We start from the raw sequence: 15,181 nt of genomic DNA on the forward strand, positions 1-15,181 counted from the left end.
TTGCCCGCGCGTACCGCGGGGCCCAAAGGCTCCCGTCCGAGCGGGCGTCCCCTGTCCTCGAGGACAACCAGAAGTTATTGACATTCCGTCAATACGACCGCCTATGCTCTGGTATCGTCCGGCGAGCGTTCGACCCGTCTTGGCTGATCAATCCGGTAAAACCTAACGGTCAGTCTTCGCGACCCGGGTTGACAGGCGGTGCGGTACGTGTTATCGACACGAAGGAGACCGGTGGTATCCAAGCATCCCCCCGTTGCCGTTGTCGGGGTGAGCGCGCTGTTCCCCGGGTCTCCGGAGGCCGAGCGCTTCTGGCGCAACATCGTCGGGGGCGCCGACCTGTTCTCCGACGTTCCGGCGTCGCACTGGAGCCTTGACGACTATTACGACCCCTCTGCGAGTGCGCCGGACAAGGTTTACGCCCGCCGCGGCGGATTCTTACCCGATATCGATTTCTCGCCGATGGATTTCGGAATTCCGCCGAATGTCGTGCCCGCGACGGATACCGCCCAATTGCTTGGTCTGCGGGTCGCGCAGCAGGTATTAGAGGACGTCGCGGGCGGCGATTTTTCCGCGCTGGATCGCGAGCGCGTCAGCGTGATTTTGGGAGCGTCCGGCGGCACCGAGATGACCAACTACATGGCGGGCAGCCTGCACCGGCCGGTCTGGGAGCGCGGGCTGCGCGCCGCCGGGCTCGCCGAGGCCGAGATCACCGCGTTCAGCGAGAGCGTCGCGTCCGGGTACACGCCGTGGCAGGAAAACACGTTCCCCGGCCTTCTCGGCAACGTCATCGCCGGGCGAATCGCCAACCGCTTCGACCTCGGCGGGACGAACTGCGTGATCGACGCCGCGTGCGCGAGCTCGCTGGCCGCGCTGGAGGTCGGCCTGCACGAGCTGTATCTCGGCGAGTCGGACATGGTGATCGCCGGTGGGGTCGACGCCTTCAACGACATCTTGATGTTCATGTGCTTCGCCAAAGTCACCGCGCTGTCGCCCACCGGGGACTGCCGCCCCTTCTCCGACCAATCGGACGGCACCATGCTGGGCGAGGGGCTGGCGATGCTGGCGCTCAAGCGTCTCGACGACGCCGAACGCGACGGTGACCGGATCTACGCCGTGATTCGCGGCATCGGTACGTCTTCGGACGGCCGGGCCAAGAGCATTTATGCGCCCAGCCCGGCCGGCCAGGCCAAGGCCCTTCGCCGCGCCTATGCCGCCGCCGGCTACGGGCCCGAAACGGTCGGCCTCGTGGAGGCGCACGGCACCGGGACCAAAGCCGGCGACGTCGCCGAGTTCACCGCGCTGCGTGAGGTCTTCGACTCCTCGGGGCGCGCGGACCGGCAATGGTGCGCGCTCGGCTCCGTCAAGTCTCAGGTCGGCCACACCAAGGGCGCGGCCGGGGCCTGCGGTCTGTTCAAGACCGTGCTGGCGCTGCACCACAAGACGTTCCCACCAACCATCAAGGTCGACCGGCCCAACCCCGCCCTCGAAATAGAGCAGTCGCCGTTCTACCTCTCGACGCAGGCGAAGCCGTGGGTGGCCGCCGACGGCATCCCGAGGCGCGCGTCCGTCAGCTCGTTCGGCTTCGGCGGCACCAACTTTCACGTCACGGTCGAGGAGTACACCGGCACCGGAAAGCGCGCATGGCGCTACCGGTCCTGGGACGCGGAACTGATCGTGCTCGGCGCGCCCTCGGTCGCGGCGCTTTCCGAGCAGGCCGCCCGGCTGTCCGCGTCATTGGTCGACGATCCCGACATGCTCGGCTACCTCGCACGCAGCACCCAATCCGCCTACGACGCAACGGCGCCGCACCGCCTGGCTGTCGTCGCCGACAGCGTGGCCACCTTGCGCGCGATGCTCGACGAAGCCGCGGCGAAACTCGGAACCCCCGATCTGGCAGCATCGTTCAGCTCGCCACGGGGGTACTACTACTCGGCGCAACCGCCGGGCCCGGTCGCGCTGCTGTTCCCGGGGCAGGGCAGCCAGTACGTCGGCATGGGCGCCGACCTGCCGCAGCTCTACGAGCCGGCGCTGTCTCCGTGGGAACTGGCCCGCGCCGAACGGTTGAACGCCGACCGCGACCTGCACCAGGTTGTCTGGCCCAGAACGGCGTTCAGCGACGACGAGCGCGCGCGGCAGGCGGCCGAGTTGACCAGGACCGAGTGGGCGCAACCGGGCATCGGCGCGCACAGCCTGAGCCTGCTGTCGGCCATCCGCGCGCTCGGCATTGAGCCCGTGGCCGTGGGTGGACACAGCTTCGGCGAGGTCACCGCGCTGTGTGCCGCCGGCGTTTTCGACGCCGAGGTCGCCCTGTTGATCGCACGCGCGCGTGGTGCGCTGATGGCCGAAGCCGCGACCAACAGCGACGGGGCGATGTGCGCGGTGACCGCACCCGTCGACCAGGTCCGCCACCTGATCGAAGAGTGGGGGCTCCCGGTCGTCATCGCCAACCACAACGCGCCCAGCCAGATCGTGCTGTCGGGCGACAGCACGGCGATAAACCATGCCGCCCAACGCTTTAGCGCGGTCGGCATCAACGCACGGCTCCTGGACGTCGCCACCGCCTTCCATTCCGACATCGTCACCCCGGCCGCGGTTCCGTTCGCCTCTTTCCTCGCGGAGATCCCCTTCGGTGTGCCCGAGGTGCCGGTCTACGCGAACGCGACGGCACAGCCGTACGCCGGCGACGCCCACCAAATGCGGAACACGCTTGCCAACCAGATCGCGCAGCCCGTGCGGTTCGCCGAACAGGTTCAGGCGATGTGGCAGGCCGGCGCGCGCACCTTCGTCGAGGTCGGTCCCGGCAGCGTGCTGACGGGTCTGGTCGGTAAGTGTCTGGCCGGCGAGGAGCACTCCGCGGTGTCTTTGGATACCAAGGGCCGCAACGGCATTCGCTCGCTGTGGCTGGGGCTCGCACAACTCGCGGCCGCCGGCGTCCCGATGAATTTCGACGCCCTCTGGGTCGACTACCGCGTCGTCGACGACCCGCGCACCCGTGAGCGGCCGAAGCTGACCCTCAAGATCAACGGATCCAACTATGGACGCCCGCAGACGAGCGACGAGCCCGTCCAACGGTCCACCGAAACCCCCACCGACCACCGTGTTCGAAGCAACGGGCACCGGACCGAATCGGAGTACAAATTGGCGCCATCCGGGTCGAATACGGCCGCAAACCCAACCGCTACGGCGCCCCCGCCGGCCGCGCCGGGCGGCAACGGTGCGCACGCCCACGCGCCCGTCGCACCTCCCGCGCCGGCGCTCCACCTCGGCGCCGACGTGGTGACGGAGCTGATCGCCGCGGTGGGAACCGTGCAGGAGGGGATCGGCCAAATACAACGGCTCCTCAAAGCTCTCCTACCGGAGCCGGCCGTCGCGTCGCCACCCGCCGCGTCCCCCGTCATCCCCAACGGGAAACCGGTGATGCCCACCCCGCCGCCGGCCCCGGCCATCCGCAACGGCGGGCCGTCGATGCCCGCGGCACCGGCGGTACCGGTGGCCCCGGCCGTCCCCGCCGTCCCGGCCGCCCACAACGGCACCACGGCGGGCCACAACGGGACGGCGGCCCCGGTGAGCACGCTTGCGCCGGTGGCTGTTTCGGTTGCCGGTGGTGAGTTGGTGACGCAGATGCTCGAGGTGGTGGCGGACAAGACGGGTTATCCGGTGGAGATGCTGGATTTGTCGATGGCGTTGGAGGCCGACCTGGGTATTGATTCGATCAAGCGGGTCGAGATTTTGTCGGCGGTGCAGCAGCGGGTGCCGGCGCTGCCCGAGGTGGAGGCCTCGACGATGGCGGCGTTAGGCACCCTGCAGGAGATCATCGACTACCTGCAGGGCTTGACGGGTCCGGCCGTCGGTAATGGCGCCGCGGTGAGCACGCTTGCGCCGGTGGCTGTTTCGGTTGCCGGTGGTGAGTTGGTGACGCAGATGCTCGAGGTGGTGGCGGACAAGACGGGTTATCCGGTGGAGATGCTGGATTTGTCGATGGCGTTGGAGGCCGACCTGGGTATTGATTCGATCAAGCGGGTCGAGATTTTGTCGGCGGTGCAGCAGCGGGTGCCGGCGCTGCCCGAGGTGGAGGCCTCGACGATGGCGGCGTTGGGCACCCTGCAGGAGATCATCGACTACCTACACGGCCTGACGGCCCCGACCGAGGCCGGTGATCGCCTCCCTTTTGACTTAGCCGGAGCGGGGATCGCGCGCTATGCGGTGCGTGCGATTCCTGCTCCGGCTAGTGGGATGGGGATGCCCGGCCTCTACACCGCCACCAGTGTGGAGATCGTCACCGCGCCGGACGACGCCACCGGCGCCACCGCCGACGCCCTGGCCGCGATCCTGCGCACGCACGGCGTCAACGCGACGATCGTGTCCGAGCCGGGCGCGAATGCCGAGGCGGTGATCCTCCTCGGCGGTCTGCGGCGAACCGCCACCCGCGACGACGCGCTGGCCATCAACCGGACGGTCTTCGGGGACGCCCAGCGCGTCGCGGCGAGGTTCGCCGAACACGGCGGCGTCTTCGTCACCGTCCAGGACACCGGTGGCACCTTCGGCCTGCTCACCGACCCCGGCCCGCGCGCCTGGGCCGGCGGTGTCGCCGCGCTCGCCAAGACGGCCGCGCAAGAGTGGCCCCACGCGCAGGTGAAAGCGATCGACATCGCGGTCGAACGGCAGTCGCCGCTCACGGTCGCCGAACAGCTCGCGCAGGAGCTGCTTGCCGGCGGGGCCGAGCTGGAAGTCGGCCTGGGCAGCGGGCACGGCCGCGTCACGGTCGTCGCCGACGCCAGCCAGGTGACCTCCCGCGCGCGCCGCATCGACCATCGCGACGTGATCGTCGTGTCGGGCGGGGGCCGCGGCGTCACCGCGGCGTCGGTGATCGCCCTGGCGCAGGAGACCCAGGCCTGCTTCGTCCTGCTCGGACGCACGGAACTTTCCGACGAACCGCCCGAGGCGCATGGGCTGACGACCGACGCCGAACTCAAACGGGCGCTGCTCAGCGCCGCCGTGACGCGGGGCCTGAAGCCCACCCCCCGAGAGTTGGAACAGCAGGTGCGGCGCATCCTCGCGGACCGCGAGGTGCGGGCGACCGTCGCTGCCCTGACCGGCGCGGGCTCCCGGGTCCGTTATGCCGCGACCGATGTGCGCGACGCGTCCGCGCTCGGCGCCCTTCTGCAAAGTGTGCGAACCGAATTCGGGCCGATCACCGGATTGGTGCACGGGGCCGGCGTGTTGGCCGACGCGCCCTTGCACAAGAAGACCCTCGACGGGTTCGACCGCGTCTTCGAGACCAAGGTCGGCGGCCTGTGCGCGCTGCTGGACGCCACGGCCGGCGACCCGCTGAAGGTCATCTGCCTGTTTTCATCGGTGGCGGCGCGCAGCGGCAACGCCGGCCAAAGCGACTACGCCATGGCCAACGAGATCCTGAACAAGGTGGCCCTGGCGGAGCAGGCCCGGCGCGGCCCGGCCTGCCTCGTTCGCGCGTTAGGTTGGGGCCCTTGGGATTCCGGCATGGTCACGCCCGGCCTGAAGGCCATGTTCGAGTCCCGGGGCATCGGGTTGATCCCGCTCGCCGACGGCGCACGGGCATTCGTCTCGGACGTGCTGGACGGGAAGACCGACGATCCCGAGGTCACCCTCGGAGACGGCGTGTCGGCCGGCGCGCTGCCCGCCGAAGGCCGGATCGCGCGCGTGCTGGCCCATGTGCGACGGCAGCCGCAGTTGGCGGATCACCGCGTCCGCGGCAACGTCGTGCTGCCGGTGGTGCAGGTCCTGGAGTGGTTCGTGCGGATGGCCGAGGCGTGCCGGCCCGGACAACTCGTGCAGCGTCTTTTCGACCTCAAGGTGCTGCGCGGTGTGACCCTGCACGACTTCCTCCAACAGGGCGACCCGATGCTGGTGCGCGCCGCGCCGGTGGACGATCGGCCGGATCGGCTCGCCTGCACGCTGTCCGACATCTCGGGATCGACCGCCTACTACTGCGCGACGGCCGAAATGGATTCGGCCCCAACCGTTGCACCCACCGGACCGACGGCGCCGGTCGGTGGTCACCGGCTGAACCGTGACGCCTGTTACGGCAACGGCGCGCTGTTCCACGGGCCCGCGTTCCAGGTCCTCGAGGACGTCGAATGCCAGGCCACGACCGCAACGGCATCGCTGCACGGCCTGACCACCGCGGGCTGGCAGGGCGAAGGCTGGGCTATGGATTCCGCCGCGCTCGACGGCTGCCTGCAACTGGCGTTGGTGTGGAGTTACGAACGGCTCGGCCGCACCGTGCTGCCGCTGCGGGTGGGCGAGATGGTGCGTTACCGTGCCGGGGCGCTGGGCGACGGATTGCGCTGTGTGCTCTCCAACGGCGACGCCAAGAACAGTGGGGCCGTCTGCGACCTGGACCTTGTCGACGCCCAGAACCGGGTGGTGGCCAGCCTGAAACGACTCGAGTTGTACCCCTACGGCGGCTGATGTTTGAGCCCATTGCGATCGTGGGCCAGGGCTGCGTGCTGCCCGGCGGCCTGAACCCCGACGAGTTATGGCAGACCGTGCGCGAGGGCCGAGACGCGCTCGGCCCGCCGCGGCCCGGCTATTGGGGGGTATCGCCGGAGCGGATCGTCCGCGACGAGAAGAACGCCCCCTTCCTCGACCACGCGTGGTCGGACCGCGGCGGATACGTGCGCGGCTTCGACGAGATCTTCGACCCCCGCCGATTCCTGCTCGACGCCGACGAATTCCGCGGTCTCGACCCGCTGTACCTGTGGGCCGTCGAGGCCGCCCGGCAAGCGCTGGAAAGCGCCGGCTGGCGCCCGGGTGCAGTCCCCGGCCGGGCCGGGGTCGTCCTGGGCAATCTGAGCTACCCGACGAAATCGATGATCGACCTGGCCGAAAAGGTCTGGCGCGGAGACGAACACGGAATCGACTGGCGCAACCGCTTCATGTCCGGCCTGCCGGCCCACCTCATCGCCAACGCGCTGGGATTGGCCGGGGGCGCCACCGCCCTCGACGCCGCGTGCGCCTCCTCGCTGTACGCGATCAAGCTGGCGTGCGACCGACTCCACGACGGCACCGCCGACGTGATGTTGGCGGGCGGCGTGAACGGCGCCAGCGACCTGCTGCTGCACGTCGGCTTCAGCGCGCTGCAGGCGCTGAGTCGGACCGGCAAATCGCGCCCCTTCCACCGCGGGGCCGACGGATTGGTACCCGCCGAGGGCGCGGCATTTTTGGTGCTCAAAAGGCTCGACGACGCGACCGCCGGCGCCGGCCCCATCCTGGGCGTCATCCGCGCGGTCGGGCTCAGCAACGACGGCCGGGGACAGGGCCCGCTCGTACCGTCGCAGGAGGGGCAGGAGCGGGCCATGCGGCTCGCCTACGAGATGGCCGAGCTGCAGCCTCGGGACATCTCGCTCGTGGAGTGCCACGCCACCGGAACCTCGCGGGGCGACCTGACCGAGCTGCTGAGCATGGCGTGCATCTTCGAGGGCGTGTCGGAGCTACCCATCGGATCGCTGAAATCCAATCTGGGACACTCCATCACGGCGTCGGGCGCCGCGGGGGCGATCAAGGTGCTCGCGGCGATGCGGGCGGGCATCCGGCCGCCGACGCTGCACGCCGACGACCCGTTGCCGTTCCTCGCCGAGTCGCCGTTCCGCCTGCTCACCCGGGCCGAACCCTGGGTGTGCAGCGGGCCGCGCCGCGCCGCGGTCAACAACTTCGGTTTCGGCGGCAACAACGCCCACCTGCTGCTCGAGGAATGGGTCCGGCCCGCCGATGGCCGCCCCGACCGGCCGCGGGTCGTCGTCTCCCGCGCGGAGGACGACATCGCGATCGTGGGCGTCAGCCTGCTGGTCGGAGACGACGAAACCGCCTCGGTGGCGGAGCATCTCAAGGCCTCCGAACCAATTCCCACCCGCGAGACCGACGGCACCCGCAGGGCCCGGGCGACCGAGGTCCGCCTGGACGTCGCGCAAACACGCTTTCCCCCTGCCGATCTCAAACAGACGCTGCCCCAGCAGCTGGCGCTGCTCGGTGCGGCCGTCAACATCGAGACGTTGATCGCCGGCCTGCCGCCGGACCGGACCAGCGTCATCGTCGGGATGGGTTGCGACACCGAGATCACGCGGCTGGGGGTGCGGTGGCGGTTGGCCGACGAGATCGATGACCCGGCCGAACTGGCGGCGGCGCGCGACGCCGTCGTGCCAGGGTGGACGGCCGCCGGTGTCGTCGGCGCCATGCCCAACATCGTCGCCAACCGCCTGAATCGGCAATTCGACCTGCGGGGGCCGAGTTTCACGGTGTCCAGGGAAGAACTCTCCGGCACCACGGCGCTGGAGATGGCCGCCCGCGCCTTGGGGCGGGGCGAGATCGACGCGGCTGTCGTCGGCGCGGTGGACCTCAGCTGCGAGCCGGTGCACGAGGCCGCGGCGCGTGCGCTGCTCGGACCCGGCGAGCAGACGCCCGGCGACGCCGCCGTCGTCGTCGTGCTCAAGCGGGCCAGCGACGCGCGCCGTGCCGGCGACACGGTCCTGGCCACCCTGCCCGCGGATCAGCAGCCACGCGGCGAGTGCCTTCACCTCGGCACCGCGCCCGGCGCGTTGAACCTGTCGTCGGTACTGGGTCACGCGCACGCCGCGTCGGGTCTGTTGCACGTCGCGGCCGGCGCGCTCTACGGCGTTCTGGGCGTGTGTCCCGACGGCACGCCATGGACGGCCGAAGAGCGGTCGGTCGTCGTCGCGCTGACCGGCCTCGGCGGCCAACAGCAGCAAATCGTGTTCGCGCCGACGGCAACCGGGGAGCTGTCGTCCCCGCCACACCCGGGGAAACACGCACTGCTGCGCTTTCCCGCCCACCTGCCCGACGTCCGGCTGCCGACTCGCGTCCCCACTCGCCATGCCATCTCTCGACTGGAGCGGCCCATGACAACACACCTGCCCGTCCCGCCAGCTCTGCCCAAGGCCGCGGACGCAGCGGCGCGGGTGCCGCTGGGCGCGGACCTGCTCGGGCTGACGCCGCCCGAGCCGCTGTCGATCGGCGTCAACGGGGCGCCGCCGCCCCAACCGTCGACGGACGAACCAAAACCGTTGACCCACAACGGTGTCGGCCAGCGGCCCGACGCGGGCGCCTACCGGGCGACTCAGCCGTCCCCGCCGCCCGGCAAGGAGCCGCCCAAGCCCACGGTCAAGCGCGCCCCGGTGGGCCTCACGCTGGACAAGGATGGCCTGCGAAAGCACGCGTCGGGCAAGATATCCGAGATCTTCGGCCCGGCGTTCACCGTGCAGGACGGTTACGCGCGGCAGGTACGGATGCCGGAACCGCCGCTGCTGCTGGCGGATCGGCTGTTGGGCATCGACGCCGAGCCGGGCAACGACGGGACCGGAACGCTGTGGACCGAAACCGATGTCACCGCCGACGCCTGGTGGCTGCACCAGGGCCGGATGCCGGCCGGAATCATGATCGAGGCCGGGCAGGCTGACCTGATGCTCATCTCCTGGATGGGCGCGGACTTCGCCAACAAGGGCGAGCGGGTGTATCGCCTGCTGGGCTGCGAGGTGACCTACCTGGGCGGCCTGCCCGAGATCGGTGACACCCTGCGCTTCGACATCCATGTGGACGGCCACGCCCGGCAGGGCGACATCCGCATGTTCTTCTTCCACTACGACTGCACGATCGACGGTGTCGAGCGGATGTCCATGCGCAACGGCCAGGCCGGGTTCTTCTCCGACGAGGAGCTGGCGACGTCGGGCGGGATCCTCTGGCGCCCCGAAGACGAGACCGTCAGCGGGCCGATGGAATCGACACCGGTGCGAACGTCGCGCACGTCGCTGCAGCGCGCCGACCTGGAGGCGTTGGCCGCGGGTGAGATCTGGCACACGCTGGGACCCGGCTTCGAGCGTGGGGCCAGCCACACCCGCACGCCGAGCATTTCGGCCGGCGACATGCTGTTCGTCGACGAGGTGACCCATTTGGACTTCGCCGGCGGGCCGTGGGGCCGCGGCTATCTGCGCGCGGTCGCGCGCGTGACGCCCGAAACCTGGTATTTCGCGGGCCATTTCAAGAACGATCCCTGCATGCCCGGCACGCTGATGTACGAGGCCACGATGCAGACGATGGCCATCTACATGACCGCCCTCGGCATGACGCTGGAGTGCGACGGGTGGCGTTTCGAACCGGTGCCGTTCGAGACCTACAAACTGGTCTGCCGCGGCCAGGTCACGCCCCAATCGCGCGAGCTGGTCTACGAGGTGTTCGTGCGCGAGGTCATCGCCGGGCCCGAGCCGACGCTGTTCGCCGACCTGCTGTGCACCGTCGACGGTTTGCCGGCCTTCCACTGCCGCCGGATGGGGCTGCGGCTCTCACCCGGCTGCCCGATGGATATGGGCGTCAAGGAACTGGACGGCTACGTCGAACCCAAACCCGTCGCCGAAGGCCACGGGGTCAAGTTCGACTACGCCGCGATGCTGGCCTGCGCCATCGCCAAGCCCTCCCTGGCGCTCGGTCCGCTCTACGAGAAGTTCGACACCCACCGCAGGGTCGCGCGGCTGCCGGGGCCGCCCTACCACTTCATGTCGCGCGTCACCGAGGTCGTCGGCGAGCTCGGCGTCGCGAAACCCGGCGCGCAGGTCGTCGCGGAATACGACATCCCGAGCGACGCTTGGTATTTCGCCGAGAACAAGGGTGCGAACGCGACACCGACGATGCCCAACGCGGTCCTCATGGAAATCGCGCTGCAGCCCTGCGGCTGGCTGGGCGCCTACGCCGGCTGCCCGCTGGACTTCGACGTGGACCTGTTCTTCCGCAACCTCGACGGAACAGGCATCCAGCACCGGGAGATCACACCCTCGACCGGGACGCTACGGATCAAGGCCGTGCTGAAGAACGTCGCCCAGGCGGGCGGGACCATCATTGTGACCTTCGACGGCGAAATCTCCGCGGACGACGGCATCGTCTACACGTTCGACACGGTGTTCGGTTACTTCCGGCTCGAAGCGTTGCAGCAGCAGGTCGGGCTCCCGGTCAGCGGGGAACAGCGCGCCCTGCTGGAGCTGCCCTGCGAGGCGCCGGTCGTCGACCTGGGCGCGCGCCCGGCGGCATTCTTCGGCCCGGGAGCGCGGCTCGCCGACCCGATGCTGCTGATGATCGACCGGGTCACGGGCCGCTGGCCCACCGCCGGCGGCGCCGGCCTGGGCCGGTGGCGTGCCGTCAAGGACATCAACCCCGCCGAGTGGTACTTCAAGGCGCACTTCTACCGCGACCCGGTGCAGCCCGGATCGCTGGGCATCGAAATGCTGCTCCAGCTCCTGCAATTCGCGATGCTCGATCTCGGCTTCGGCGCGGAAATGGGCCCCTCGGCACGCTTCGAGCCCGTGGCCATCGGAGAAGCGATCACGTGGCGATACCGCGGGCAGATCGTGCCCACCAACACGCAGATCACCGCGGAGATCGAAATCACCCGCGTCGGGCGCGGCGATGCCGGCATCCTGGCGGTGGCCGACGCCTCCCTGTGGTGCGACGGGATACGGATATACAGCGCAACAAATCTGGCCATGCGCATCGCACCCGGTGCCCCGGACGGTCGACCCGCGCTCGACGCCGGCTCGGCCACCACGCTGGAGATCACCATCGATCCCGCGCGGGACGCTTGGGTCCTCGATCACTGCCCGACCTACGTGATCCCGTCCCTGCCAATGATGTCGGTGCTGGACCTGTTCGCGCAGGCGGCCAGCCGGGCGACCGCCGGGGCCAAGGTGGTCGAAATCAGCGACCTGCGCCTGATGCGCTGGGTGGTCGTCGACGCGCCGACGCGGCTACGCGTGCTGGTCGAGCCCGTCGACCCGGGCCGTTTCGACGGACGCCTACAGGTGTGGCGAGACGCGCCCAGAGCGGAATTGTCGCGCTGGGAGACCCACGCGGAGGCCGTGATCTTCGCCGCGGACCGTTATTCGGGCCAACCCGTGACGCCCGCCCCGTTGCACGACGCGGTGCCCTACACCAGCCCGTACGACGGCACGGTGTTCCACGGGCCCGCCTTCCAGACGCTGATGGGCGGCGCCCGAATCGGCCGCAACGGCTCGTCGGGGACGCTCGCGGTCGACCGCTGCCAGGTCCCCGCGGGTCAGCAACACCCCGGGCTGCTCGACGGCGCGTTCCACATCGTTCCCCACACCGCGATGAGCGTATGGACCACGGACGGTTCGGATGCCGCGTCCTACGCGGACGCCGCGGACACGACCGTCGGATTCCCGCGCCGCGTGATCTGGGCGCGCTTCTACAGCGACGCCCCGCTGCAAGGGACCGTCGACGTGCAGACCCGGTTCGTCGGGTTCGACGACGCCGACGACCGACTGCCGATCGTCGATCTCTGGCTCAGCGTCGCGGGCAAGCCCTGGGCCTACCTGCGCGTCGTCGAATTCCTTCTGGACAAGGGGCATCTCGTCCAGGTCGGCGGCGCAAAGCGGCGCGCGTTCATTGCCGAGCGGCGCGCGGTGCCCGGGATGTCGTTGAGCGAGCGGGTCGGCGCCGGCACGGTGACCCTCGATCCGGCGCGCGCGGCAACACAGGACTGGTTCAAGGGCACCTTGCGGGCGGTGTATGACACCGAAAGCCAAGGCGATTCGCTGATCGCCGACATCGCCGTCAAAGAGGCCGTCGCGGACGCCGCCCACGGCGCGATCCACCCGGCACAGGTCCGCATCGTCGACGGGGAGGTGAGCTGCCCGGCACTGCCGCTGGAGCGGATCTCCGTCGAACTCGAGCAAACGGGGACGAGCGAATGCCGGGCGAACGCGTCGTTGCAAACGGACTGGCAACCGGTGCGCAGCTGGTCAACCGACCGGCTGGGGATTCAGCCGGGCGGATTCGCCGACCTTGTCCACTGGGCGCTGCTGTCGCGCTACGTCCGGCTCGTCATCGTCACGGATCCCGTGGCGATGGCGGCGGTTCGGGGCCGTCCCGTGTTGCTGCTGGGCAACCACCAGGTGCAGGTCGAATCGATCCTGGGCACGTCCATCGCGTCGTGGCTGACCGACACGAAGGTCGTGACGATCGCGCACGCCAAGCACGAAACCCGTTGGGTCGGTGCGCTCACCCGGCTGGCCGATGCCGCGGCGAACGGAAAGCCGGGCAGCACCCGGTATTTCGACCAGCGCAACCCCGAACAGTTCTTGAGCCTGATCGACGAGATCAAACGCGACGTCGCCGCCCACGGGGTGTCGACGATGGTGCACGCCGACGGAACCCGAGCGGTGCGCTCCGGCCAGCGCGTCGAGCGGCTGACCTCCACGCTGCTGGACCTGTCGATCGCCGCGTCGCTGCCGATCGTGCCGGTGTACTTCGCCGGGGGCCTGCCCGAGGAACCGGTGGATCACAAGCTCGAGGTGCCCTACCGGCATGCGGCGCAGGACTACATCTTCGGCCGGCCGATCATGCCCGACGAGGTGGCCGCTTGGCCCTACGCCGATCGCCGGCGCCATGTCATGGACGCCATCAACGCGCTCGCGCCGTTCAGCGACGCGCCGCACGAGCCGAATTACGCTGTGGAGGACCGGATTGCCGCCGCGGCCCCGGGCGCATCCCCCCTCGAGTCGATCTGGGATTGCATCGAAGACGCCCTGGACGGTCTCCCGGTGGACTGGCGAAGCACGATCAGCGCCGACGAATGGATGGCGGCCCGCTCAACCCAGCGCCACAGCCCTCAGTCGCAGTGATGGCTGTGATCGTGGTGACCCTCGCTCGCGGCGGGGGAGCCGCCCATCATCCGTAGCATCGGGACTCCGCCCGAGGTGACGAATCGCACGATGAGGACCGCCGAGATGACGAGGAAGGCGATGTTGAGCCAGGTGGTGTAGTTCCAGGAAATCGACGCCTCCATCACCGTGGCGTTACGCTGCCTTGGAATGAGACCCGTTGTGCCGAAAAGCAATTCGACCAGATAACCGGCGGCGACCATCGCGGCGTAGAAGGTGCCGAGCAGCGTCAGCATCATCCTGGTGCCATAGTACTTCCGGTAGATGTTCAGGATCGGCAGGATCAGCAGGTCGGCATAGATGAACGCGATGACGCCGCCGAAGCTGATGCCCCCGTTCCACAGCACCGCGGCCAGCGGCACGTTGCCGATCGAGCAGACGAACGACACGATCGCGACGATCGGCCCCACCAGCGGGCCCCACACCGCCGACCAGGTCGGGTGATCGGTCAAAAAGAAGATTCGCCAGAAGCTTTCGGGCACCCACGCCGCGATCGCACCGGCGATCAGCAGGCCCAGGACGAGGTCGCGCAGGATCGCCATCCACTCCATCACGAACACATGCGAGACCGAGGTGAAGCCCTGCGGGGAGAAGAGCCGTCGGCCAAACGAGCCCTCCTTCTGGATCGACATGTCCATGGCGGCATGGCCTTCCATCGAGCCCGCGATGCCACGCTCGGCCTGCTCCCTGGCCGCATCGACGAGCCGGGAGCGCACGAACAGCCGGAACAGGACGGCGAGCACCACGATCATCAGCGGGCCGCCCACGAATTCCGCGGCGGTGAACTGCCAGCCCATCAGCAGGGCCAGGATGATGCCCAGCTCGACCACGAGGTTCGTCGAACCGATCTCGAACGCCATCGCGGCGGTGAAGTTGGCGCCCTTGCGGAACAGCGAGCGGGCCAGGGCCACCGCGGCGTAGGAGCACGACGACGACGCGGCCCCCAGCCCGGCCGCCACCGCCAGCGTGCGCGGCCGGTCGTCGCCCATCAGGGTCACGATGGTCGATCGGCGCACGACGGCCTGCACCACCGCCGACAGGGCGAAGCCCAGGATCAGTGCCCAGAGGATTTCCCATGTCATCGACCCCGCCAAGCCCAGGGCGTGACCGACCGCTGCCAGCGCTCTCATCGAGGCCTCCGCTTCGGTTGCGTGATCCGGTGAGTTCCGGCGCCCAGACTATACCCCTAGGGGGTATCTGTCAACGTGAGCGAAGGCCGTTTGCGCGCGGGAACGGCCGCGATCCCTAGAATGGCTGCAAATCGGTGCGGGGGCCGGCAAAGAATATGGACGGAACAACCCCGCGCGGCGGTCGGGCCCGCGGAAACGGCGTGAACGGGCATTTTCTATGGATTTCCCAGGCGGCGAGCGGGCGCGGAGGGCAAATGCCCGACACACCGCGTCGCCACCGCTGTCACAGACGTAACAACAGGCACACTGGTAACAACGAGATTTTTTGGC

General features: G+C 69.3%; 3 protein-coding genes. 2 read left to right on the forward strand and 1 reads right to left on the reverse strand.

Annotated features, from left to right (window positions below; translation table 11 throughout):
• The first annotated feature begins 231 nt into the window (after positions 1-231).
• Complete coding sequence (locus AC5Y2S_RS05795) at positions 232-6,450, forward strand: SDR family NAD(P)-dependent oxidoreductase (protein ID WP_499954562.1); 6,219 nt, start codon at positions 232-234, stop codon at positions 6,448-6,450.
• Positions 6,450-13,682 (forward strand): beta-ketoacyl synthase N-terminal-like domain-containing protein, encoded by a 7,233-nt coding sequence (locus tag AC5Y2S_RS05800; RefSeq protein ID WP_499954564.1) that lies wholly within the window; start codon positions 6,450-6,452, stop codon positions 13,680-13,682. Before AC5Y2S_RS05795 ends, AC5Y2S_RS05800 begins: the two co-directional genes overlap by 1 nt.
• Here AC5Y2S_RS05800 and AC5Y2S_RS05805 read toward each other — a convergent pair.
• Entirely contained in the window at positions 13,670-14,851 is a 1,182-nt protein-coding gene (locus tag AC5Y2S_RS05805; protein WP_499901029.1) for a permease, read from the reverse strand. The genes AC5Y2S_RS05800 and AC5Y2S_RS05805 overlap by 13 nt on opposite strands.
• Between the last annotated feature and the right edge of the window lie 330 nt (positions 14,852-15,181).

This window comes from Mycobacterium sp. NGS69 (assembly GCF_059812165.1).